20 protein-coding genes and 1 riboswitch are annotated in these 24,166 nt (G+C 71.5%); of the genes, 8 read left to right on the top strand and 12 right to left on the bottom strand.

What is annotated here, in order from left to right:
- Positions 1-32: 32 nt before the first annotated feature.
- The 7 genes from DIE17_RS04620 to DIE17_RS04590 form a co-directional block, all read right to left on the bottom strand.
- Positions 33-1,199, bottom strand: coding sequence for an ABC transporter substrate-binding protein (locus DIE17_RS04620; RefSeq protein ID WP_044843531.1), 1,167 nt, complete (start codon positions 1,197-1,199; stop codon positions 33-35).
- Positions 1,200-1,479: 280 nt separating this feature from the next.
- On the bottom strand, positions 1,480-2,055 hold the full coding sequence (locus tag DIE17_RS04615) for an alpha/beta hydrolase (RefSeq protein WP_124485477.1): 576 nt from the start codon (positions 2,053-2,055) through the stop codon (positions 1,480-1,482).
- Positions 2,056-2,077: 22 nt separating this feature from the next.
- Positions 2,078-3,406: an MFS transporter gene (locus DIE17_RS04610; protein WP_124521756.1), complete on the bottom strand. Its 1,329-nt coding sequence runs from the start codon at positions 3,404-3,406 to the stop codon at positions 2,078-2,080.
- 164 nt (positions 3,407-3,570) lie between these two features.
- On the bottom strand, positions 3,571-4,626 hold the full coding sequence (locus DIE17_RS04605) for a 3-keto-5-aminohexanoate cleavage protein (RefSeq protein ID WP_044843535.1): 1,056 nt from the start codon (positions 4,624-4,626) through the stop codon (positions 3,571-3,573).
- 120 nt (positions 4,627-4,746) lie between these two features.
- Positions 4,747-5,595: a TauD/TfdA dioxygenase family protein gene (locus tag DIE17_RS04600; RefSeq protein ID WP_124521758.1), complete on the bottom strand. Its 849-nt coding sequence runs from the start codon at positions 5,593-5,595 to the stop codon at positions 4,747-4,749.
- Between the two features lie 10 nt (positions 5,596-5,605).
- Entirely contained in the window at positions 5,606-6,586 is a 981-nt protein-coding gene (locus DIE17_RS04595) for a quinone oxidoreductase family protein (protein WP_124485480.1), read from the bottom strand.
- 33 nt (positions 6,587-6,619) lie between these two features.
- Positions 6,620-7,573 carry a universal stress protein gene (locus DIE17_RS04590; RefSeq protein WP_124521760.1) on the bottom strand — a complete coding sequence of 318 codons (954 nt, stop codon included), beginning with the start codon at positions 7,571-7,573 and terminating at the stop codon, positions 6,620-6,622.
- Between the two features lie 254 nt (positions 7,574-7,827).
- On the opposite strand from DIE17_RS04590, the gene DIE17_RS04585 reads away from it, so the two are divergent.
- From DIE17_RS04585 to DIE17_RS04570, 3 genes are all read left to right on the top strand, one after another.
- Complete coding sequence (locus tag DIE17_RS04585; RefSeq protein ID WP_124521762.1) at positions 7,828-10,521, top strand: LuxR C-terminal-related transcriptional regulator; 2,694 nt, start codon at positions 7,828-7,830, stop codon at positions 10,519-10,521.
- Between the two features lie 300 nt (positions 10,522-10,821).
- Entirely contained in the window at positions 10,822-11,946 is a 1,125-nt protein-coding gene (locus tag DIE17_RS04580) for a porin (RefSeq protein WP_124485483.1), read from the top strand.
- A 323-nt stretch (positions 11,947-12,269) separates the two neighbouring features.
- Complete coding sequence (locus DIE17_RS04570) at positions 12,270-12,974, top strand: glutathione S-transferase N-terminal domain-containing protein (RefSeq protein WP_124521766.1); 705 nt, start codon at positions 12,270-12,272, stop codon at positions 12,972-12,974.
- Positions 12,975-13,125: 151 nt separating this feature from the next.
- Here DIE17_RS04570 and DIE17_RS04565 read toward each other — a convergent pair whose 3' ends face one another.
- Positions 13,126-13,632: a MarR family winged helix-turn-helix transcriptional regulator gene (locus DIE17_RS04565; RefSeq protein WP_124520773.1), complete on the bottom strand. Its 507-nt coding sequence runs from the start codon at positions 13,630-13,632 to the stop codon at positions 13,126-13,128.
- 135 nt (positions 13,633-13,767) lie between these two features.
- On the opposite strand from DIE17_RS04565, the gene DIE17_RS04560 reads away from it, so the two are divergent.
- Positions 13,768-14,952 carry an MFS transporter gene (locus tag DIE17_RS04560; protein ID WP_124521768.1) on the top strand — a complete coding sequence of 395 codons (1,185 nt, stop codon included), beginning with the start codon at positions 13,768-13,770 and terminating at the stop codon, positions 14,950-14,952.
- A gap of 264 nt (positions 14,953-15,216) precedes the next feature.
- Here the strand turns inward: DIE17_RS04560 and cobM are convergent, their stop codons facing one another.
- From cobM to cbiE, 4 genes are read right to left on the bottom strand one after another with little or no spacing between them, the layout of a single operon-like run.
- The gene (cobM, locus tag DIE17_RS04555; protein WP_124485487.1) at positions 15,217-15,945 is read right to left on the bottom strand and encodes a precorrin-4 C(11)-methyltransferase; all 729 of its coding nucleotides are present in this window, start codon (positions 15,943-15,945) and stop codon (positions 15,217-15,219) included.
- A gap of 44 nt (positions 15,946-15,989) precedes the next feature.
- Complete coding sequence (locus DIE17_RS04550; protein ID WP_124521770.1) at positions 15,990-16,721, bottom strand: cobalt-precorrin-6A reductase; 732 nt, start codon at positions 16,719-16,721, stop codon at positions 15,990-15,992.
- Positions 16,718-17,806, bottom strand: coding sequence for a cobalt-precorrin-5B (C(1))-methyltransferase (locus DIE17_RS04545; RefSeq protein ID WP_124485489.1), 1,089 nt, complete (start codon positions 17,804-17,806; stop codon positions 16,718-16,720). The genes DIE17_RS04550 and DIE17_RS04545 overlap by 4 nt, the downstream gene beginning before the upstream one ends.
- Positions 17,806-19,041 carry a precorrin-6y C5,15-methyltransferase (decarboxylating) subunit CbiE gene (gene cbiE / locus DIE17_RS04540; RefSeq protein WP_124485717.1) on the bottom strand — a complete coding sequence of 412 codons (1,236 nt, stop codon included), beginning with the start codon at positions 19,039-19,041 and terminating at the stop codon, positions 17,806-17,808. Before cbiE ends, DIE17_RS04545 begins: the two co-directional genes overlap by 1 nt.
- A 226-nt stretch (positions 19,042-19,267) precedes the next feature.
- Positions 19,268-19,460: riboswitch (cobalamin riboswitch) on the top strand.
- A gap of 106 nt (positions 19,461-19,566) precedes the next feature.
- On the opposite strand from cbiE, the gene cobG reads away from it, so the two are divergent.
- Genes cobG through cobJ form a run of 4 tightly spaced genes read left to right on the top strand, consistent with a single transcriptional unit; the run spans position 19,567 to position 24,026 of the window.
- Positions 19,567-20,928, top strand: a complete 1,362-nt coding sequence (gene cobG / locus DIE17_RS04535; protein WP_260426909.1) for a precorrin-3B synthase — start codon at positions 19,567-19,569, stop codon at positions 20,926-20,928.
- On the top strand, positions 20,921-21,547 hold the full coding sequence (locus DIE17_RS04530; protein WP_044843547.1) for a precorrin-8X methylmutase: 627 nt from the start codon (positions 20,921-20,923) through the stop codon (positions 21,545-21,547). The genes cobG and DIE17_RS04530 overlap by 8 nt, the downstream gene beginning before the upstream one ends.
- Positions 21,544-22,278 (top strand): precorrin-2 C(20)-methyltransferase, encoded by a 735-nt coding sequence (locus tag DIE17_RS04525; RefSeq protein ID WP_044843548.1) that lies wholly within the window; start codon positions 21,544-21,546, stop codon positions 22,276-22,278. The genes DIE17_RS04530 and DIE17_RS04525 overlap by 4 nt, the downstream gene beginning before the upstream one ends.
- Entirely contained in the window at positions 22,275-24,026 is a 1,752-nt protein-coding gene (gene cobJ / locus DIE17_RS04520) for a precorrin-3B C(17)-methyltransferase (RefSeq protein ID WP_124573117.1), read from the top strand. The genes DIE17_RS04525 and cobJ overlap by 4 nt, the downstream gene beginning before the upstream one ends.
- Positions 24,027-24,166 lie beyond the last annotated feature (140 nt).

Below are 24,166 nucleotides of genomic sequence, written 5' to 3'. Positions count from 1 at the left end.
CGCGGGCGCCGCGGCGCCCGCGGGTTCATCCGTCATTTCGACTTCTGCGACCCGATCTCGCGGTCCCACTTCTGGAACGCGGCCACCATCGCCTGCGCGTTGAGCGGCTGCACGTGCGGACGTTCCGCGAGCAGCTTCGCGTACTCGGGGCGGCCGAACTTCCTGATCACTTCCTGGCTGTGCGCGGGCGCCATCTCGAGCGTCACGCCCTTCACCGCCGGGCCCGGATAGAAGTAGCCGTCGTCGTAGGTCATCGCCTGCTGCGCCGGTTCGAGCAGGAAGTTCATCAGCTTGAACAGCACGTCGAGCTTGTCCTTCGCCACGCCCTTCGGAATCACCATGTAGTGCGCGTCGTTGACCCACGTCATGTTGTCGAACGCCTGGATCCGGAAGTCGGCCGGCACGATGCCGAGCGCGCGCGGGTTGAGGTCCCAGCCGGTGACGGTCACGGTCATGTCGCGCGTGCCTTCGCCGAGCTCCTTCATCACGGCCGACGTGCCGCCCGGGTAGTACGGCACGCAGTCGTTGAGCTGCTTCAGGAACGCCCAGGTCTTGTCCCAGCCGTTGATCGGATCCTGCGGGTTCTTGTCGCCCAGCACGTACGGCAGCCCCATCAGGAACGTGCGGCCGGGGCCCGAGTTCGCCGGGCGCGCGTAGATCAGCTTGTTCGGATGCGCCTTGCACCACGCGAGCAGCTGTTCGGGCGTCTTCGGCGGGTCGGCGACCTTCGCCGGGTTGTATTCGAGCAGCGGGCCGGCCGGCATGTAGGTCACTTCGAGGCCGAAGCCCTGCGCGACATCCTGCATCTTGCGCGGGCCGGGCGCGTACCGGTCGAGCACGCCGGGGAACGCGCCCGCGTTGTCGGGCAGCAGCTTCAGCCACAGGTTCTGCTCGATGCCGGCGGCCAGCGCGTCGGTGCCGGTCAGCACGAGATCGATGTCGGCGCGCCCCGCCGCCTGCATCGCCTTGATCTTGCCCGGCAGCTGCGGCGCGGGCGCGTTCGTGAACGTGACGTTCGCGACGAGATTCGGGTTCTTCTCCTTGAACGCCTCGATGGCCTTCTGCGTGAGCTGCAGGTTGCCCGCGACGTCGACGACGTTCAGCGATACGGGTGCGGCAACGGCTGCCGCGGCCGACAGCGTGAAACCCAGCGCGAGTGCGATCCGGCGGACACGGCGAGCGATCGGGGTGGCGTTCATGTCTCCTCACTTCGGTCGGTGGATGGGACCTTTCTTTTCAGGAAATCATGACGGCGTTATACGATGTCGGTCAACAAAAAACCGACTGGCGCGGGGCGGGAATTTCCCTAACAGAAACCTTCCGTTTCCCGAGGATTTGTAGATTGAACGATTTGGCGCCGCGACACGGCGACGGGCACGCGGCGTGTTAGGACGTCGTATGTCGCTGGGCGCTCAAATGGAATCGGTTCACGTTGACGCGCCGGCAGGGAATTCATGCGCGGCGCGTTGCCGATGGCGCTCAGGCCGCACCGAGCGCGATCACCTCCCCGATCAGCCGCTCCGCATCCCGCCACTCGCCGTACCCGGACGCCGGATTCAGATGCCCGACTTCGCCGAGATCGACGAGCTTGCTGCCCCACCCGGCCGCCAGCAGTTCGACGCGTTCGAAGCGCGCGAGCGGATCGTTGCGGCTAGCGGCCACGACGCTCGGAAACGGCAGCCGCCCGGTCGGTACCGGGGTCCAGCCGTTCGCGGCGATCGCGTCGGGCGCCGGGTAACCGGCGGGCATCGGCGTGTCGAGATCGGCCGGTGCCGCGAGCAGCGCGCCGTGGATCTTGCGCGTGGCCTGCCGTGCCCAGTGCACCGTGATCATCACGCCCGCGCTGTGCGCGACCAGAATCACGGGGCCGTCGATCGCGGCGAGCGCCGCATCGAGTGCCGCGACGCGCGCGGCGCGGCTCAGCTTGTCGGCTTCGAGCGGCGCGACGGACCGTGCGTTCGGCAGGCGTCGTTGCAGATGCGTCTGCCAATGGTCTTCGACGTGATCGCGCAAGCCGGGCACGATCAGGATGGTGGGCGCGGTCGCCAGGGTCATGCAGCCTCCGGGAGGGTTCGGTTCAGGAAAGGTGGGACGCGCGCCGTTCGCGTTCGACGCGCGCGAGATCGGCCGCGTAGCTCGCGCGTCCGATCGCGAACAACACGGCGGCCGCGAGCGGCACGACGGGAATCCATTGCAGTGCGCCGACGAGGCCGGCGCGATCGGCGACCCACCCCGTCAGCAGCGGGCCCGGCGCCATGCCGAGCAGGTTGTTGGCGAGCGTGAGCGTCGCGAACGCCGATGCATGGATCGCGGCGGGCGTCAGGTTCGCGACCATCGCGCCCGATGCGCCGGACGCGCCCGCACCGACCAGCATGCCCGCGCAAATCAGCGCGAGTTGCAGCGGCCCGGGCGGCAGCCGGAACGCGGCCGCGAGGCACACGCCCGTCAGCACGCAATACGCGATCGCGGTCAACCACTTGCGCTTGCCGTCGGTTTTGCCGACACGGTCGGTGACGATCCCGCAGCCGACCATCCCGACGCCCGACAGCAGCACGAAGCCGGCCGCGAGCACCGCGGCGCGGTCCGGCGCCATCGCGTAATAACGGTTCAGGTAGCTCGGCAGCCACGCGAACAGCGCGCCGGGCACGAACAGGTGCAGCCCGCTGCCGACATACGCGCAGATCACCGAACGCGATGCGAACAGCCCCGACATCAGCGCGCGCACGCTGCCGCGCAGGTCGCGCGGCGCATCGGCATGGGGCCGGCACGGTTCGACGCGGCAGGCCGCGAGCCGCCGTTCGGTGACCACGCCGCGGTACGCGACGAGCAGCACGATGCCGAGCGCGGCCATCACGCCGAACGACCAGCGCCAGCCGAGATGCGCGCCGACGAGGCCGCCGAGCGCCATCCCGAACACGGAGCCGAACGCGCCGCCGGCCATGAACGCGCCGGTCAGCGTCGCGCGCAGCCGGGCCGGAAAGATGCTGAGGATCAGTGCGACGCCGACGCTGCCGTACGCGGCTTCGCCGAGCCCGACGAGGCCGCGCGACACGAGCATTTGGGCGTAGTTGGTCGACAGCGCGCAGCCGAGCGTCGCGACGCTCCACAGCGCGGCCATCAGCACGATGCTGCGCACGCGGCCGAAGCGGTCGGCGAGCACCGACAGCGGGAACGTCAGCAGGCCGACCAGCAGCGCGACGACGCCGGAGAGCGAGCCGAGCTGCGTGTCCGACAGTCCCCACGCGTGCTTGAGGAGCGGAAACACGGCATTGAGCACCTGCCGCGACATGTAGTCCGACAGCAGCAGGCCGACGGTCAGCCCGAACACGAGCCAGGCATAGGCCGGCGCGCGCCGCCCGGTGGCCGCCACGTCCTGCAGCGACGGCTCGACGTGATGAATCAGCATGCGTGTCTCCTCCGGCACCGGTGCGGCAACGCGCCGGCGCGGCTTGCGCGGCCCCGCTCCGTTCGTCGGAGCTTGCCTCGCGCACGGCGCGAGGGTGGGTGCCGCGCCACATCGATCGGCGGGCGGCGCTCGCGGGCCGCCCGGTTGCACGGTCGCCCGGTGCGTCAGGCCGCGCGCAGCGGCACGCTCAGCTGGCCCGGCCGGCGGTTCGGCGCCATCCCGAGCTGCGCGAGCGTCTCGTCGACGCCGTCGTACTGCACGCCGATCCGGTAGATCGCCTTCGCCTCCTTGCCGGTGGCGATCTCGCGCCCGAGTTCGCGCGCGATCCGCGCGCACTGCTCGACCTGCTGCACCGACGTCATCCGGTTGCCCTTCTGGTCGATGATCGTGTCCTCGATCCCGCAGCGCGGATGCAGGCCCAGCGCCATCGCGACCGTGTTGATCGGCAGCACGTTCTTCATCAGCGATTCGAGCGTGATGCACGCGCCGTCCGGGCAGCGCCGCACGAATTCCATGAAGTTGTACGGATTCGGGCCGTCGAAGCCGCCGCCGATGCCGACCCACGTGACGTTCAGCGGCCCGCGATAGACGCCGCGGCGGATGATCCGCTCGAGCGTCTCGAGCGCGTGCATGCCGGTGAGCTGGAAATGCGGCTGGATGCCGGCCGCCTGCAGCCGGCGCAGGTGCTCGTCGACCCAGCCGGGGCCGGCCGGCACGGTCATCTCGCGGTACGCGTCCCACAGCGCGGCTTCGTTCAGCGAGGTGCCGGCGATGTCCTTGCGGTTCATCAGCTCGGTGATGTTCATCTGCACGGTGTTGATCGCGACCGTCACCTGGTCGGGCTTCGGCGTCAGCTCGGCGAGCATGTGGCGCGTGTCGTCGGACAGCCATTTCGCCTCGGCGCCGTCGCCTTCCGGCGCGAACGAGATCGAGCCGCCGACCTGCAGGATCATGTCGGGCACCGCCTCGCGCAGCCGGCCGAGCAGCTCGTTGAATTTCGACAGCCGCTTGCTGCCCTTGCCGTCGAGTTCGCGCACGTGCAGGTGCAGCACCGTCGCGCCCGCGTTGTAGCAGTCGACGGCCTTCTGCACGTGCTCGTCCATCGTCACCGGAATGTCTTCCGGAAAGTCGGCGGGCATCCATTCGGGGCCGTACGGCGCGACCGTGATGACTACCTTGTCCTGGTTTTCCGGGTGCAGCGAATCGTCGAGAAATTGCATGTCGTCCTCCAGTGGGAATCGTTTTAGTGCAGGCGTACGGGCGTGCGTATCCCGCCGCGCCGGGCGGCTGGCCTGGCGCGTCGTGTACAGGGTTGCGAGTCGGTTAAGGTGCGGGCGCGCTCAGAACGGCACGTCGCCGACGATGCCCGCGCGCTCCATCCTGCGCACGCACGGCGGGTAGTCCATCACCGCGTAATGCTGGGTGCTGCGGTTGTCCCAGATCGCGACGCTGTTCTTCTTCCAGCGCCAGCGCACCTGGTATTCGGGGATGTAAGCCTGGCTGATCAGGTATTGCAGCAGCTGGCCGGCGCCCGGATTCGCGTCCTGCCCGAAGCGCACGCGCCCGGGCGTATGGAAGTTCGTGAAGTGCGTCGTGAACGCGTTCACGTACAGCACCTTCTCGCCGGTTTCGGGATGCGTGCGCACGACCGGATGCTCTGCGTCCGGATACTGCGCCTTCAGCGCGAGGCGCTTGTCGACCGGCATCGCCGCGCCGAAGCTCGCCTCGATGCTGTGGCGTGCGCGCAAGTCTTCGATCTGCTGCTTCACGTGTTCCGGCAGGTTCTCGTATGCGAGCACCATGTTCGCCCACATCGTGTCGCCGCCAACCGGCGGACCCTCGATGCAGCGCAGCACACAGCCGAGCGGCGGCGCCACGCGCCAGCTCGCATCGCTGTGCCACGCATTCTCGTAGCGGTCGTTCGGCTGGTCGGGCGACTTGTAGATCCGCACGAGCCCCGGGTGCTCGGGATCGCTGCCGGCGACCGGATGATCCTCGAGCTCGCCGAAGCGGCGTGCGAACGCGACGTGCTCGGCGCGCGTGATGTCCTGGTCGCGCAGGAACAGCACGCGATGGCGCAGCAGTTGCGTGCGGATCTCGGCGAACAGGCCGTCGTCGTGCACGGCGTCGGCGAGGCTCACGTCCAGCAGCTCCGCGCCGATCGCACAGGTCAGGGGTTCGACTCGCATGCGCGTCTCCTCAGACGATGAATACCGACGAGCCGGTCGTCTTGCGCGACTCGAGATCGCGGTGCGCCTGTGCCGCGTCCTGCAGCGCGTAACGCTGGTTGATCTCGATCCGGATGCGGCCGGCCGCGACGTGCGCGAACAGCTCGCCGGCTAGGTCGTTCTTCTCGGCCGGATCGGCGATGTAGTCGGCCAGCGCCGGGCGCGTCAGGTACAGCGAACCCTTCATCGCGAGGCGCTGCGGGTCGAACGGCGGGATCGGGCCCGACGCGGTACCGACGCAGACCATCAGCCCGCGCCGCTTCAGCGAATCGAGCGAGCCCTCGAAGGTGTCCTTGCCGACGCTGTCGAACACGACGTCGACGCCCGCGCCGCCGGTCAGTTCGCGCACGCGCTTCGCGACGTCCTCGCGGCTGTAGTCGATCGTATGGTCGCAGCCATGCGCGCGGGCGATCGCGGCCTTGTGCTCGCTCGACACGGTGCCGATCACCGTCAGCCCGAGCAGCTTCGCCCATTGCGACACGATCAACCCGACGCCGCCCGCGGCCGCGTGCAGCAGGATCGTGTCGCCCGGCGCGAACGCGTGGATGCGGCGCAACAGGTACGCCGACGTCAGGCCGCGCATCGTCATCGCCGCGGCCGTTTCGCAGGCGATCCCGGCCGGCAGCTTCACGAGCGGCGCGGCGGCGATCAGCCGTTCGGTGCTGTACGCGCCGAGCGTGTTCAGGAAGCCGGTGTAGGTCACCCGGTCGCCGGCGGCGACGTTCGTCACGCCGGGGCCGACGGCCTCGACCACGCCGGCGGCCTCGACGCCGATGCCGGCCGGCAGCGGCACCGGATACAGGCCGCTGCGGAAATACGTGTCGGCGAAGTTCAGGCCGACGGCCTCGTGCCGCAGGCGGACCTGCCCCGCGCCCGGGTCGCCGACTTCGACCGCTTCCCAGCGCAGCACGTCGGGGCCGCCGGTTTCGTGGAATCGCACTGCATGTGCCATCTGGTTCTCCGTAGGGTTTCAGTCGGATGCGCGTCACGCATCGTCGGGTTCGTCCGCGTCCGGCGTCGTCGCGGCTGAGCCGCTCGCCGGAGGCGCGTCCAGTTCGGTCCAGTCGGCGTCGCTCAAATAGCGCCGCGCGGCCGGGAAAATCACGCCTTCCATGCGCCCCATCTGCTCGAACGCGCCGCGCGCATAGACGGCGAGCGCTGCATCGAACGCGGCCGACGGCAAGCCGTCGGCGGCGAGCCGCGCCAGCGCGTCGAGCGCGTGCGCGTCGCGGCGCCGCTGGCGGTCGAGCTCGTCGAGTTCGGCCGCGGTGCTCTCCGCCCGTCTGCGCAATGCCGCGCACAGGCGTGCTTCGGCGGACGGCCCGGAACGCGCGTCCTGCAGCGCCGCGAGCGACGCCAACGCGGCGTGCACCGCGAGCGCGCGGTCTGCATCGGCGGCCGGCCGCGTTGCCGAGTCCGGGGCTTCGCTCGCGAGCGTCGGCGCCTGCAACTGCGTCAGCGCCTGCAACTGCGCGCCGAGCGCGCGATGCGCGGCGAGACAGCGGGCCATCACGCGCGCCTCTGCCGGCGCACGCCGCGCCGGGCACACGAGCACCGGCACGCCGCTCGTCGCCAGCAGCAACCGCCGTTGCGCGGCCGCGCCGGCATCGGCATCGTGCGGCAGCGCCGCGACGCCGATCAGGTCGCAGCCGAGTTCGCCGGCGAGCGTGGCGGGCGACGTGCCGCCGGCCCCCGGATCGCCGGCCCCCGCGATCGCATGGGACAGGCCCTGCGCCCGGGCGGCGGCTTCCACTTTCGCACCGTGTTCCGGCATCCGCGCTCCGGATAAACGCGAGTCGGAGCCAGGCGATTGCGGCGCCGCGCCGGACAGCACGAACGTGACCCGCGCGCCGACCGCACGCGCCAGTTCGAGCGCATGGCCGATCGCGTCGATGCCGCCGGGCACGCCGTCGACCGTCACGAGCAGATGGCGATACATCGTGCCGCTCCGTTTATCCGGCGCTCGCCGCGCTGCGGCGCGCGCCGGTCGATACGATGTTCATGGCCCCTCCCCGTTGCATTCGTCAATCGCGTTCGTCACGCCTCGGAATCCATGCTATCGGCCGGGAGGCGGCGCGGCCCCACTCGCCGCGGGGGGGATTGACGCGCGAACGCGGTTCGGCCGATCCTTCCCCCCACGCCCACCCCGGACGCCGGCCTGCACGGCAGCGCCGGATTCCGACTGCTGCCCCGATGGCTCACCCACCCGAACGCGCCGACGCGCCCCCGACCGAACTCGTGCTGAAGACGACCGCGCCGCGCGTGCCGGCGCAGTTGCTCGCGCGCGCGCGGCTGAGCCTTGCCGCGGCGGCGTTCGACGCCCGGCCCGTCACGCTCGTGCAGGCGCCGGCCGGCTACGGCAAGACCTCGCTGCTCGCGCAATGGCGGCGCGAATCGCTCGCGCTCGGCCGCGCGGTCGTGTGGCTGTCCGCCGACGAGCGCGACGACGCGCCGCGCCTGCTGCAGGGGCTCGTGCAGGCGGTGCGCACCGGTTGCGCGCGGCCCGCGTTCGGGCGCCTGATTCCGGACGGCGCGGCCCGCGCGCTGGAGGGGCTGACCGCGTGGCTGGCCGAGGTCGCGCAACTGTCGATCGACGCGCTGCTGATCGTCGACGATGCGGAGCGGCTGCCCGCCGCCGGCCTCGACGCGCTGACCTACGTGCTGCACAACGCGCCGCAGAACCTGCGGGTGGTCGTCGCGGCCCGGCGCGGGCTCGATCACGCGGCCGGCGACCTGCTCGCCGGCGGGCAATGCACGCTCGCGGGCCCCGACTGGCTGCGCTTCACGCTCGACGAGACGATCGCGCTGGTCGGCGCGCGCTTTGCGCAGCGGGTCGACGCCGACGCGTGCGCGCGGCTGTTCGAGCGCGTCGACGGCTGGCCTCTCGGACTGCAGCTCGCGATGGCCGCGATGGCGCGCTCGGCCGATCCGCGCCAGGCCGTCGATGCGCTCGCCGCACGCATGGACGGCACGCGCGACCGGCTCGTCGAACTGCTGCTCGCGAATTTGTCGGCCGACGACACCGCGTTCCTGACCCGCACGAGCGTTGCCGACCGCCTGCATCCGTCGCTGTGCGCCGCGCTGCTCGACGACGCGGCCGCCCCCGACCGGCTCGCACGGCTCGCGCGCGACACGCCGCTGTTCATCGCGTCCGACGCTTCCGACTGGTGCCGGCTGCATCCGCTCGTGCGCGATACGCTGCGCGACCGTCTGACGACGAGCGCCGAAGCAGACCGCAGCGCGCTGCACGCACGCGCGGCCGCGTGGCTCGACGCGCACGGGATGACGGAGGAAGCGGCGCGCCACGCGTATGCGGCCGGCCAGTTCGAGACGGCATACGCGCTCGCGCAGCGCTGCCTCGAGGACGCGATCAAGCAGGGCCGCATCAACGACGTGCTCGACTGGCTCGCGCTGCTGCCCGATGCGGAACTCGACAAGCGCCCGACGCTGCGGATCGCGGTCGCGTGGGCGCTGGCGCTCGGCGAGCGCCATGTCGAGGCGCGGCGCCAGATCGCCGGCATCCTCGCCGACCCCGGCACGCCGGCCGCGATGCGCTACGAATGCGCGCTGATCCTCAGTGCGGCGGCCTACTACGCGGACGAAATCGACCATTTCGTCGAGCTGTTCGAACCGTGGGCCGACTTCACGCCGCCCAGGGCGACCTGGCTCGCGCAGATGCATGCGAACCGCCTGTCGGCGCGCGCGATCATCGTCGGCGAACCGGCGCAGGCGCGCCGCTTCCAGCAGGCCGCGCCGCGCGGCGCGACCGCGGCCGGGTTCGGCTACGTCGCGCGCTGGGGCGAGCTGATCACCGGCCTGAGCTACCTGCGCGAAGGCCAGATCCGGCTCGCGGACGACGCGTTGTCGCCGGCGCTCGCCCGCGCGGAAGCCGATCTCGGGCGCCGCCATCCGCTGACCTGCATGCTTGCGGCGATGTGCGCGGCGATCGCGTACGAGGCCGATCGCGTCGACCAGGCCGCCGCGCTGCTCGCGAACCGGCTCGACGTGCTCGAGCACGCGGGCACGCCCGACACCGTGCTGCTCGGCTACCGGACGGCCGCGCGCATCGCGCTGCTGCGCGGCGTCGAGCATCGCGCGATCGACCTGCTCGAGGCGCTCGACGCGATGGGCGTCGCGCGCCGGCTGCCGCGCCTGTCGGTCGCGAGCCTCGCCGAGCAGGTGCGCATTCACGCGGCGCGCTATCGCGAGGCGACCTGCCATGCGCTGGTCGAGCGGATCGATGCGATTGCCGCGGCCGAGTTTCCGTCGCACGGGCCGCTGTGGCGGCGCCCCGTCGTGCTGCTGCAGGCGATGGCGCACGCGGGCGCCGCGCTTGCCGCGCGCCGCTGGGACGATGCGTGCGCGGCGCTCGACGAAGCCGCCGTGCTGGCCCGCGAAATGAGCATGGGACGCGAGCGCATCGAGATCATGGCGCTCAGCGCGTTCGCGCTCGAACAGTCCGGGCACGGCGGCCGCGCGCTGCTCGACGAGGCGATGAACCTCGCGGACATGTTCGGCCTCACGCGCACGCTCGCCGACGCGCATCCGGCCGTCGCCGACTGGGCGCGCCGCATCGGCGACGAGACGGCCGCGGGCGACGGACCCGCCCGGCCCGCACAGCCGCAGCCGCGCATCGTGCCGCCCGCGCCGCGCAGCACGGCCAGCCCGCGCGCGGTGCCGAGCGTCGTGCTGACGCCGAAGGAGCGCGCGATCCTCGAACTGCTCGCGCGCAACCTGTCGAACAAGGAGATCGCGGTGGCGCTCGCCGTCGGCGAGGAAACCGTGAAGTGGCACCTGAAGAACCTGTTCGGCAAGCTCGACGCCAGCTCGCGCAAGCACGCGGTGCGCCGCGCGCTGGTGCTCGGGTTGCTCGAAAGCGCGCCTTGACGCGCGCGTTGCCCGCCTGCGCACGTCCGAACCGGCCTCAACTCGCGTCAACTCGCCTTAACTGGCCTTGATCGGCCTTGCCCGGCCGTTGATGACAACCGCGTCACCAGGGCTTCCCTCCGATTCTCCGCAACCCTGCCCCCCGCGCATGGGGGGGAGCGGCCGCGCGCCGTTGCGTAGTCTTTCCGCACGGCTCGCACCGGCGTCGCACCCGGCGCCCTCCCGCCTGCCTCGATGCTTCCCCTGCTGCACCCGCCCGGGCTCGATCCCGTGCGGTCCATTACGATCCTGGAGACTTCGATGAAGACGAAACTGGCCGCGCTCGCGGCGCTTGCCGGCAGTGCGGCGCTCGCGCACGCGCAATCCTCCGTCACGCTGTACGGGGTGGTCGACACGGGCCTGCTGTACCAGAGCACGTCGGCCGCGTCGTTCGGCCCGAGCGCGCCGAACACCGGCAAGGTGTTCCGCATGAAGGACGGCGGCATCTATTCGAGCTTCTGGGGCATCAAGGGCAGCGAGGACATCGGCGGCGGCTACAAGGTCAACTTCAAGCTGCAGGGCTCGTTCGACAGCGGCACCGGCAGGATGCAGCTGAGCGACACGCCGGGCGCCGTCGCGATCTTCAACCAGGTTGCGTCGCTCGGCGTGTCCGGGCCGTTCGGCACCTTCACGGCCGGCCGCCAGATCGTGCCGATGATCTACGCGATGGCCGACACCGACGTGCGCAACGCGCAGTTCTTCGGCAGCGTGCTGACCGCGTGGCTCGGCCTGAACACCGCGGCCGGCTGGCCGGGCACGAGCACCAACGGCGCGATCGGCGCGCTGTACGACAGCAATGCGCTCGTCTATCAGTCGCCGACCTTCGCGGGCGCGTCGATCGCGCTCGAATACGCGCCCGGCGGCGTCGCCGGGCAGTTCCAGGGCGGCACGCGCGAATCGGTCGTGCTGCGGTATTCGAACTACGGGCTCAACGCGTCGGCCGTCTACTACAACGGCCACGACACGAATCCGGCGCCGGGTGTCGCGCCGACCGGCGTCGACAACAACCGCTTCATCTACGTCGGCGCGAAATACACGATCCGTGACTTCTCGGTGTCGGCGTCGTACGGCAACGGCAGGAATCCGTCGCATGCGGACAAGGTGAACCTCGACATGCTGTCGGCCGGCGTCGGCTATCGCTTCACGCCCGCGTTGCAGGTGACGTCGGCGGTGTATTACCTGAAGGACCGCAACCGTTCGGAAAACCGCTCGACGGCCGTCGTGCTCACGGCCGACTACAGCCTGTCGAAGCGGTCGATGGTCTATGCGCAGGTCGGCCACGTGAACAACCGCGGCACGATGAACCAGATGCTCGTGTACGGGCAGCCGGTCGCGCCCGGGGTCGGCACGACCGCGGCGATGGTCGGGCTGCGGCACAACTTCTGACGATGCGGTGCGGTGTGGCACGGGTGCCGCAGCGCGCAGGGCCTGGCGCGATGTCCACAGGCACCCGTTCGCGACACGTCGATGCGTCGTCTGTTGAGGCGACTGACCGAAACAGGCAGGCGCGCTGCGCGCGGCGGCGCACGGACACGACGCGTGGCCGCCGTCTGCAGCGATCGCGGGGATCGGCTACAGTGGGCGTCTTCGGCGCGCCCCGCCCGCCGGTCGATGCGTTCGTCCCGTTCCTGCCGCCGTGTCAGCGGCTGCCCGGCGACGCGTAGCAGGCCGGCGGGGCGCGGATCCTCAACGTTGACGAACGAACCCCCATGCCCGATCTGTCCGCCTTCCCGATCACGAAAAAATGGCCGGCCCAGCATCCCGACCGTCTCCAGCTGTACTCGCTGCCGACGCCGAACGGCGTCAAGGTCTCGATCATGCTCGAGGAAACCGGCCTGCCGTACGAGCCGCACCTCGTGCGCTTCGACACGAACGACCAGCTGTCGCCCGAATTCCTGTCGCTGAACCCGAACAACAAGATCCCGGCGATCATCGATCCGAACGGCCCCGACGGCCGGCCGCTGGCGCTGTTCGAATCCGGCGCGATCCTGATCTATCTCGCGGACAAGACGGGCCAGTTGATCCCGAAGGATCCGGCGGGCCGCTACGAGACGATCCAGTGGGTGATGTTCCAGATGGGCGGCATCGGCCCGATGTTCGGCCAGGTCGGCTTCTTCCACAAGTTCGCGGGCCGCGACTACGAGGACAAGCGTCCGCGCGACCGCTACGTCGCCGAATCGAAGCGCCTGCTCGGCGTGCTCGACGCGCATCTCGCGAACCGCAAGTGGGTGCTGGGCGATTCGTACACGATCGCCGACATCGCGATCTTCCCGTGGGTGCGCAACCTCGTCGGCTTCTATGAAGCGGGCGACCTGGTCGGCTTCGGCGAATTCAAGCATGTCGCGCGGGCGCTCGACGCGTTCGTCGCGCGTCCGGCCGTCGCGCGCGGGCTCAACATCCCGGCACGCGGCTGAGCCGCGCGGCGGGCGCACCCGGTGCGGCCCGCCGTCTGTCCGGCCCGCCGCATCGCGCGGCGGGCGGTTCACGCGCTGCCTTTCGCGCGTTTTCTTTCGGTGTTTCCATGTCCCGCTCGTCGCGTTCGTTCGACGTGACGATGCGGCGGCGCTACCTTTCGGCCGACGCTTCTCCTCCCAATCCCGCCAGCAGCTTTTCGAGCAACGCCGCAAGTTGCGCCTGCTCCGCCTCCGACAGCGCGGCCAGCATCGCGCGCTGATTGTCGACGTGCGCGACCACCGCATCGTCGATCAGCGCGCGGCCGGCGTCGGTCAGCGCGACGAGCGTGCCGCGGCCGTCGGCCGGGTTCGGCCGGCGCTCGACCCAGCCGGCCTTCTGCAGCCGGTCGATGCGCGCGGTCATCCCGCCCGACGACATCATCAGCGCGTCGTACAGGGCCGTCGGCGTCAGCGCGAACGGCGCGCCGCTGCGCCGCAGCGTCGCCAGCACGTCGAACTCGCCCGGCTGCATCCCGTAGCGCGCGAACAGCGGATTGAGACCGTCGCGCGCGATCACGAGCGCGGCTTCCTGCAGCCGTCCCATCACGAGCATCGACGACGCATCCAGATCCGGACGCTCGACGCGCCATTGCGCGAGCGCATGCGCGGCTCGATCCATTAACCCTCCTCGGCTCACCAGTTATCTTGACGTCGAGATAAATACGCATTTATCTTGATGTCGAGATACTTTACATGAAAATGCACGGCACGCAGGACGGAGGTGTCGTGCACCGATATCGAGGGCCACTCCATCATGAATCGCTCCACTTCCCCCGGCTGGCGGCTGGCCGCCGTCGTACTGGTCGGGTTGAACCTGCGGCCCGCGCTGGCCGCGATCGGTCCGCTGCTCGACATGATCCAGCGTGCGACCGGCATCGGCGATGGCGCGGCGAGCCTGCTGACCACGATCCCGATCCTGCTGATGGGCCTGGGCGCGCTCGGGGCGCGGTGGCTGCAGCGCGTGACGGGGATCGCCGGCGGCGTGTGGCTCGGCGTCGTGCTGATCGGGCTCGCGTGCGCGTCGCGCTTCGGCGCGCAGCACGCGTGGCTGCTGCTCGCGAGCGCAGGTTGCGCGGGCATCGGGATCGCGATGGTGCAGGCGCTGCTGCCGGGGTTCGTGAAGGCGCATTTCGCGACGCGCATCGGCGGCGCGATGGGCGTCTATTCGACGTCGATCATGGGCGGGGCGGTGCTCGCGAGCGTCGTCGCGCCGTTCGCCGCGGCCCGCTGGAGCTGGCTGGTCGCGCTCGCGGGCTGGGCGCTGCCGGCCGCGGTCGCGGCGCTCGCGTGGCCGCTGGCCAGTCGTGGCGGTGACGCACCGGCGTCCGGGCCGACGGCTGCGCCGCCGATGCAGGCGCGACCGTCGCGCTCGCCGCGGGCCTGGCGGCTCGCGATGTTCTTCGGGATCGCGACGGGTGCCTACACCCTCGTGCTCGCATGGCTGCCGCCGTACTACATGCGGCTCGGCTGGTCGCCGACCGCGGCCGGCAGCCTGCTCGGCGGCGTGACGCTCGCGGAAGTCGTCGCGGGGCTGGCGATCTCGGCGACGATCGACCGCCTGCCCGATCGCCGGCCCGCGCTGCACGCGGCGATCGCGTCGCTGTTCGCCGGATTGCTGGTGATGCTGGCCGCGCCGGACACGCTCGCGATGCCGGCCGCGCTGCTGCTTGGCGCGGGGATCGGCGCGCTGTTTCCGCTGTCGCTGATCGTCACGGTCGATCATGCGGCGACGCCGGCCGATGCGGCATCGCTGACCGGGTTCGTGCAGGGCGTCGGCTATCTGGTCGCCGGGTTGTTTCCGTTCGCGGCCGGCATCGTGCGCCAGCATCTCGCGGATCTGACGCCGGCATGGATCGCGATGGCATGCCTGTGCGTCGTGCTGTTCGCACTGGCGGCGGGCTTCGCGCCGCAGTTTGCGCGGCGTGTCGCGCGTGCGTAGCGCCGTTCAGAAGCGGCGCGTGAAGGCGTCGACCCGGTTCGTGGCCGGCGCGCGGTTGCCCGTTGCCGGTTCATGCAGTGCCGTTCGACGATGGACATCGATCGGCGGCCCGGTTCGCGCGGTTGCCCGTTGTCACCCGGTCGCGCCGGTTCACGCGGAGAGCGCCGCTCGACGATGGGTATTGATCGGTTGCCCCGCTCGCGAGGCAACCCATTGTCGCGATGCCTCGCAACGCGAAGTGCGTTGCGTTCGGTACACGCGTCATCACCCCCCGCTCGCGTACAGCGTCGAATCCGCGAACCCTTCCGCATCGAGCACGCGCCCGATCAGGATCAGCGCGGTGCGTTCGATCTGCGTGCCCTGCACCTTGCCGACGATGTCGGCCAGCGTGCCGGTCACGCGCTCCTCGTCGGGCCAGCTCGCGCGATAGATCACGGCGACCGGGCACGCGGGCCCGTAATGCGGCAGCACTTCGTCGACGATCCGCGCGAGATGCCGCACGCCGAGGTGAATCGCGAGCGTCGCGCGATGCGCGGCGAGCGCGCCGAGCGCTTCGCCTTCCGGCATCGTCGTCTTGCCCGCGAAGCGCGTGAGGATCACCGTCTGCGCGACACCGGGCAGCGTCAGCTCGACCCCGAGCGTCGCCGCGCAGGCGGCCGTGGCCGTCACGCCCGGCACGATTTCATAGGGAATCCCGAGCGCTTTCAGCCGGCGGATCTGTTCGCCGATCGCACCGTACAGCGACGGATCGCCCGAATGCACGCGCGCGACGTCCTGCCCTTTCGCATGCGCGTCGGCGAGCAGCGCGACGATCGCGTCGAGGTCGAGCTCGGCGGTATTGACGACCCGTTCCGCACGATGGCCGTCAAGCACGGCCGGCGGCACGAGCGACCCTGCATACAGGATCACCGGGCACGTGCGCACGAGGCGCTGGCCCTTTACCGTGATCAGCTCCGGGTCGCCGGGGCCCGCGCCGATGAAATACACCGTCATCGAAAAATCTCCGTCAATTCATGGGACAGCCGGGTTGCGTGGCATCAAGCACGCGCGGCCGGGTCGAGCGCATCGAGCAGCGCGGCGGCCGAGTTGAACGCGCGGTCGGCGTCAGGCAGCGGCGGCCGGCGCAGCATCACGACCGGCAGCCGGCGTTCGCGCGCGACGTCGAGCTTGGCTTCGGTCGCGGCGCCGCCGCTGTTCTTGCTGACGACGACGTCGATGCCCGCGAGCGCGAACAGCGCGCGCTCATTTTCGAGCGTGAACGGCCCGCGCGCGGCGACGATCTGCGCGCGCGCGTTGCCGGGATGCGCATCGAGGCAGCGCACCAGCCAGAACTGGTGCGGCGGGATCGCGTCGAGATGCGCGAGCGGTTCGCGGCCGAGCGTGAACAGCGGCCGCCGGAACGGCGCGAGCGCGGCCTCGATGCCGCCCCAGTCGTCGACCATCCGCCAGTCGTCGCCGGGTTGCGGCGCCCACGGCGCGCGGCGCAGCGCCCACAGCGGCACGCCCGCGTCGCGCGCGGCGGCCGCCGCGTTCGCGCTGATGCGCGCGGCATACGGATGCGTGGCGTCGATCACGAGGCCGATGCCGGCACCGCGCAGATACGCGGCGAGCCCCGCCGCCCCGCCGAAGCCGCCGACGCGCACGTCGCAGCGCAGGTCGTCGGGCACCTTGCCGAGACCCGCGAGGCTATAGACGTGCCGCGGACCGAGCGCGCGTGCGATCTTCAGCGCGTCGCCGGTGCCGCCGAGCACCAGGATGCGCGCGCTCATCGTGCGATCCCGACGAAGCGGCCCTGCCGGTCGATCGCGAACATCTCGACGGCGACCGATGGCGGCACGATGTCGCGCGCGACCCGCAGCGCGTGCGCGCAGACGAGGTCGCCGAGCGGCACGCCTTCGGCCTGCGCGAGCTTCAGCGCTTCCTGGCTGGTGTTCGCCGCGCGCATCGCGGCCTGCAGCGCGTCGTTCGCGCCCGCCTCGGCCGCCCACTGCGCGAGCAGCGGCAGGTCGATGCTCGAATGGCGGCTGTGCAGGTCGAGATGGCCGGCCGCGAGCTTGCTGAGCTTGCCGAAGCCGCCGCACATCGACAGGCGCGCGACCGGCGCGCGGCGCAGGTGCTTGAGCACCGCGCCGGCGAAATCGCCCATTTCGATCAGTGCCATGTCGGGCAGGCCGTAGTGCGCGCGCATCGCATCCTCGCTCGCGTTGCCGGTGCACGCGGCGATGTGCGCGATCCCGTTCGCGCGCGCGACGTCGATGCCCTGATGGATCGACGCGATGTACGCCGAGCACGAGAACGGCCGCACGATGCCGGTCGTGCCGAGAATCGACAAGCCGCCGACGATGCCCAGCCGCGGGTTCATCGTCTTCAGCGCGAGCGCCTCGCCGCCCTCGACACCGATCGTCACGTCGAAGCCGCCCGTGTAGCCGTATTCGGCCGCGAGCGCGTCGAGGTGCGCGGTCATCATCTGGCGCGGCACCGGATTGATCGCCGGTTCGCCGACCGGCAGCGTGAGCCCCGCGCGCGTGACGGTGCCGACCCCCGGCCCCGCGTGAAAACGCACGCCGGGCACGGCGGCGAGCGCGACCCGCGCGAAGATCAGCGCGCCGTGCGTGACGTCAGGATCGTCGCCGGCATCCTTGATCGTGCCGGCTTCCGCGCCGTCGGCCGTGGCCCGGCAGAACGCGAGCCGCATCATCACGCGCTGCCCCTTCGGCAACACGATCTCGACCGCATCGTCCGCGCGGCCCGCGAGCAGCACGCGTGCGGCGGCGAGCGACGTCGCGGTCGCGCAGCTGCCGGTCGTGTAGCCGAACCGCAGCGGTGCCGGTTGTTCGGGGGTTTCGTCGCGCATCAGGCAGGGTCCGCGAGGTCGGTCGCCGTGGAAGCGGGCTTGTGCACGTCGTACAGCGTGACGGGCAACGGCTGCCGCCACGTGTCGAAGCGGCCGAGCGGCTCGGCGTGCGCGAGCGATACGCGCGTGAGCGTGCCGCCGTGCGCGTCGCGCCACGCGGCGAGCGCCAGCTCGCCCTGCAGCGTGACCGCGTTCGCGACGAGCCGGCCGCCGGGCTTCAGTGCCGACCAGCACGCGTCGAGCACGCCGGGCACGGTCGCGCCGCCGCCGATGAAGATCGCGTCGGGCGCGGCGAGCCCCGCGAGCGCATCGGGCGCGCGCCCGGCCACGAGTTGCAGGCCCGGTACGCCGAGCGCGTCGCGGTTGTGCTCGATGTAGCGCTGCCGCTCCGCATGCGACTCGATCGCGATCGCCTGGCACGACGGATGCGCGCGCATCCACTCGATGCCGATCGAGCCGCTGCCCGCGCCGACGTCCCACAACAGTTCGCCGGGGGCAGGCGCGAGGCGTCCGAGCGTCAGCGCGCGCATGTCGCGCTTGGTGAGCTGGCCGTCGTGGCGGTACGCGTCGTCGGGCAGGCCGGGCGTGAGCGCGCGGCGCGGCGCATCGGGGCCTGCCTGGCAGTCGAGTGCGACGAGATTGAGCGCGGCGGTTTCGTCGATGTGCCAGTCTTGCGCGAGCCCGTCGATGCGCCGCTCGAGCGGGCCGCCGAGGTGCTCGAACACGCTGATGCGCGTCGGGCCGAAGCCGCGCGCGGCGAGTTCGGCGGCGACCGTGGCCGGCGTGCGGCCGTCGGCGCTCAGCACGAACAGGCGCCGGCCCGGCAGCAGGTGACGCGCCAGCGTCGCGAGCGGCCGGCCGACGAGCGACACCGCGCCGACGTCCTGCAACGCCCAGCCGAGCCGCGCGGCCGCCAGCGACAGCGACGACGGTGCGGGCAGCACGCGCCATTCGTCGGGGGACAGTTCGCGCGCGAGCGTCGCGCCGACGCCGAACAGCATCGGGTCGCCGCTCGCCAGCACGCAGACGGGCGAACCGCGCTGCGCGAGCAGGCCCGACAGGTCGAACGGCGACGGCCACGCGGCGCGTTCGGCCGGCAGCCGCGCGGGCAGCATGTCGAGGTGCCGCTTCGCGCCGATGACCCGCTTCGCCTCGAGCAGCGCGCGCCGCGCGCCGCGCCCGAGCCCCGCGTAGCCGTCGTCGCCGATGCCCACTACCGTCAGCCACGCCGTCATGCACCCTTCCCCTTCGTCCGATTCCATCGAGTCGCCGCACGGCGGCCGTGAAGGCGCCGGTGCGGCCGTCCGCATTGCGAAAGTCGGCATGGTACCGTGTTCCACCGCGCGTTTCATCTGCGAGCCCGCCGACGCCGGGCCGCGTTTCGCGTCGGCCGCGGCGCCTGCCCGACGGTCGCCCGGCGGTCGCCTGGGGGGCCCGAAACGCCGGTGAAATCGGGTATCCTACGGCCGTTCGTTCGCCGGTGCCCTTCGGGGCCGAAGAGGGAACACAGGGCGCGCCTCGCGCCGCTGTGGCTGCCCCCGCAACTGTAGACAGCGAGCCGATCTCCCCCCTCATGCCACTGGTTTCACCGGGAAGGCCGGGAGCCGGCGCCGACCTGTCAGCCAGGAGACCTGCCGGCCTGAAAGTGCGTGCGTGCCAGTCGGCGTCGGGCGGGGTGTACCGATGCGTTGGCCGCGGCGCGACACTGTCCCGGTATCCCGTTGAGATCCGCCCCCGATTCGAATCCTGCTTCGCCCGTCGTGCGCCCTTCGGCTTGCCCGGGGCTCGTGCGCGTCGTCGCGGCCGCCGACGGCGGGCTGTGCCGGATCAAGCTGCCGGGCGGCCGGCTCGACGCGCGGCAGGCGCGCGCGATCGCCGCCGTCGCGCGTGCCTGCGGCTCCGGCGCGATCGACGCGACCAATCGCGCGAATCTCCAGTTGCGCGGCATTCGCGACGGCACGGCCGATACGCTGGTCGACGCGTTGCTCGACGCGGGCCTGGGCCCACGCATCAACGCGGGCGAGGCCGCTGACGACCGCGCCGCGCTCGCCGCAAGCGACGACGTCCGCAACCTGATGCTCAGCCCGCTTGCGGGGCGCGATCCCGACGCGCTGCTCGACAGCCGCACACTCGCGCTTGCGCTGCTCGACATGCTGACGCACGAGCCGCGCCGCGGCGAACTGTCGCCGAAATTCTCGATCCAGCTCGACGGCGGCGAATCGGTCGCGGCGCTCGATCATCCGCACGACATCTGGCTCGCCGCGTGGCGTCGCGGCGACGGCGCGGTCCGCATCGCCGCGGGCCTGGCCGGCTGTCCGCCGGTCGCGCCCGGCGATCCGCCCGCCGCGTTCGACGTGGCGCCGGACCAGGCGGTCGCGCTCGTGCGCGCGTTGCTGCTGGCGTTCCTCGATCTCGCGCCGGCCGACGTCACGCGGATGCGCGCGTGGCTCGCGACCGGCGGCGCACGCGCGTTGCGCGAGCGTGCGCAGCATTACGTACCGTTCCCGCTCGAAGCCGATCCGGCACTGGCCGGCTGGCGGCGCACGCAAGCGGATGCCGCGCTGCGTTTCGGCGCACGGCCGTCGCGCGACGCGGATCGCTGCAGCATCGGCGCGCAGTTCGTGCTCGGCCGGCTCGACGCGTCGCAACTGGAACGGCTCGCGGCACTGGCCGACGCCGACGGCGACGGCACGCTGTCGATGACGCCGTGGCAAGGCGTGTTCGTGCACGGCGTGCGGCACGAACGTGCGCCGGCCGTGCTCGACGCGCTGGCGTCGCTCGGGCTCGTGTGCACGACATCCGACCCGCTGGCGGCGCTGGTCGCCTGCACCGGCAGCGCGGGCTGCGCGAAGTCGCGTGCCGATACGAAACGCGATGCGCTCGCGCTGGCCGCGCGCGTCGGCCATCCGGTCGACGTGCACCTGACCGGCTGCGAGCGCCACTGTGCGCTGCCGCACCCCGCGACGCATACGCTCGTCGCGGTCGCGCCCGCGCGCTACGACCTTTACCGGCGCGACGCCGCCGCGGGCCTCGGCGCCCCGCTCGCGCGCCATCTGACGATTGACCAGGCCGCGGCCCGACTGACGGGCGCGCGCCACAGCCAGGACACCACCGATGCTTGACTACATTCGCGACGGGCAGGAAATCTACCGCCAGTCGTTCGCGACGATCCGCGCCGAGGCCGACCTGTCGCAGGTTCCGCCCGATCTCGAGAAACTCGCGGTGCGCGTGATCCACGCGTGCGGGATGGTCGATGTCACCTACGACCTGCGCTTCTCGGCCGGCGCCGGCACGGCGGGCCGTATGGCGCTCGCGGCCGGCGCGCCGATCCTGTGCGACGCGAAGATGGTTGCCGAAGGCATCACGCGCGCGCGGCTGCCGGCCGGCAATCGCGTGATCTGCACGCTCGGCGAACCGGAAGTGCCCGACCTCGCGCGGCATCTCGGCAACACCCGCTCGGCCGCGGCGCTCGAACTGTGGCGCCCGCATCTGGCCGGCAGCGTCGTCGTGATCGGCAATGCGCCGACCGCGCTGTTCCACCTGCTCGACATGATCGACGCCGGTGCGCCGCGTCCCGCGTTGATCCTCGGCTTTCCGGTCGGCTTCATCGGCGCGGCCGAATCGAAGGCGGCGCTCGACGCCGACAGCCGCGGCGTGCCGTACGTCGCGCTGCTCGGCCGGCGCGGCGGCAGCGCGATGGCGGCCGCCGCGGTCAACGCACTCGCGACGGAGGCCGAATGACGGCCCCGCGCGGACGCCTGTTCGGGGTCGGCGTCGGCCCAGGCGATCCTGAACTGATGACGATCAAGGCGCTGCGCGTGCTGCAGGCCGCGCCGGTGGTCGCGTATTTCGTCGCGAAGGGCAAGAAGGGCAATGCGTACGGAATCGTCGAGGCGCACCTGCGCGACGCGCAGACGCAATTGCCGCTCGTCTATCCGGTGACGACCGAGGCGCTGGCGCCGCCGCTTTGCTACGAGACCGTGATTGCCGACTTCTACGACACGGCGGCCGAGATCGTCGCGTCGCATCTCGATGCCGGGCGCGACGTCGCGGTGATCTGCGAAGGCGACCCGTTCTTCTACGGGTCGTACATGTACCTGCACGATCGCCTCGCGCCGCGCTACGACACCGAAGTGATCCCGGGCGTGTGCGCGATGCTCGGCGGCACGGCCGTGCTCGGCCAGCCGCTCGTCTATCGCAACCAGAGCCTGTCGGTGCTGTCCGGCGTGCTGCCGGAGGACGAATTGCGCGCGCGGCTCGCGCAGGCCGACGCGGCCGTCGTGATGAAGCTCGGCCGCAACTTCGACAAGGTGCGGCGCGTGCTCGACGAACTGGGGCTCGCGAAGCGCGCGCTGTACGTCGAGCGCGCGACGATGGCGGCCCAGCGCATCGTGCCGCTCGACGAAGTCGATCCGATGGCGTCGCCGTATTTCTCGCTGCTCGTCGTCCCGGGGGAAAAATGGCAAGGATGACGACTCCGCCCGCGATCGTGATTCTCGGCGCGGGCGCGCTCGATACCGCGCGGCGCATCCAGGCGCGTTATCCGGGCGCCGCCGTGCACGGGCTCGCGTCGCGCGTCGAGGCCGACGTGTCGTTCGACGAACTCGGCGCGCACCTGCGCGAACTCTACGCGCGCGGCTTGCCGATCGTCGCGCTGTGCGCGGCCGGCATCGTGATCCGTTGCGTCGCGCCGGCACTCGCCGACAAGGGTGTCGAACCGCCGGTACTCGCGGTCGCGGAAGACGGGTCGGCCGTCGTGCCGCTGCTCGGCGGGCTGACGGGCGTCAACGTGATCGCGCGCGAAATCGCCGAATGCCTCGGCGTCGCGCCGGCGATCACCACGAGCGGCGAACTGCGCTTCGGCGCATGCGTGCTCAACCCGCCCGACGGCTATGCGCTCGCCGATCTCCAGCAAGGCAAGCGCTTCGTGTCCGACCTGCTCGCGGGCGCGGCCACGCGCGTCGACGGCGCGGCGCCGTGGCTCGACGATGTCGCGCTGCCGCGCGACGGCGCGGCCGCGCATGCGATCCGCGTGACGCCCGATGCGTGGCGCGGCGCGCGGGACGAACTCGTGATCCATCCGCGCAGCGTGGTGGTCGGCGTCGATGCGCGCGGCGTGCGGGCCGATGCGGCGCCGTCGCTTGCCGAACGCATCGACGCGCTGCTCGACACGCACGGCCTCGCGCGGCTGGCGCTTGCCGCGCTCGTCGCACCGGCGACGTTGCTCGGCGATGCACGGGTCGAAGCCGCCGCACGGATGCTGGAGGTGCCGCTGCGCTTCGCCGATGTCGAAGGCGATGGTGATGGCGAAGGTGATGGTGATAAGGCCCGCGCTGGCAACACCGCTGCCGCCACCCTGCTCGCCCGCACGTTGCGCGTCGCGCATACGCTGCGCGCAGCGACCGATGGCCTCGCGTGCGCGGTCGCTGCCGAGCCCGTCGATCCCGCCACGCTCGGCCGTGCACGCGGCCGCCTGACGGTGCTCGGCCTCGGCCCCGGCGACGCCGCATGGCTCACGCCCGCGGCGCGCAGCGCGCTCGCGGACGCCACCGATATCCTCGGCTATACGACCTACGTGACGATGGCCGGCCCGTTCCGCGCGGAGCAGCGCGTGCACGGCACCGACAATCGCGAGGAAATGCAGCGTGCGCGTCATGCGTTCGAACTGGCGGCCGAGGGCCGGCGCGTCGCGGTCGTGTCGTCGGGCGATCCCGGCGTGTTCGCGATGGCCGCGGCCGTGCTCGAAGCCCTCGACGAAGCGCGCGATCCGCGCTGGGCCGCGGTCGAACTGCGCATCGAACCCGGCGTATCGGCATCGCTCGCGACCGCCGCGCAGGCCGGCGCACCGCTCGGCCACGATTTCTGCGCGATCTCGCTGTCGGACAACCTGAAGCCGTGGGACGTGATCGAGACGCGCCTGCGGCATGCGGCCCAGGCCGATCTCGTGATGGCGTTCTACAACCCGATCTCGCGTGCTCGGCCGTGGCAGCTCGATCGTGCGCTCGATGCGGTGCGTGCGCACCGCGCGGCCGATACGGTCGTCGTGCTCGGCCGCGACATCGGCCGGCCCGGCGCGACGCTCGCGACGACGACGCTCGGCGCGCTGCGCAGCGATCAGGTGGACATGCGCACGATGGTGATCGTCGGTTCGTCGACGACGCGGCGTTTCGCGATCGGCGACGGGCGTGAGTGGGTGTATACGCCGCGCTGGTATCGCTGAACTTTGATGCGGATTGAGCCACAGTCCAGCCTTGCTGGCCGGGGCGGTGGCGTGGTTCGGGCGTCGAGCTGCCCGGATATCGCGCGGCAGCCGTACGCGTTCGCAGCGACCTTCGGGAAGCTCGACGGCGAGCGGCGTAC

The sequence above is a fragment of the Burkholderia sp. Bp9099 genome (assembly GCF_003857805.1).
Lineage (GTDB): Bacteria > Pseudomonadota > Gammaproteobacteria > Burkholderiales > Burkholderiaceae > Burkholderia.
The sequence above is the reverse complement of the archived record's forward strand: the minus strand, read 5'-3'. Positions and strand labels throughout refer to the sequence as shown.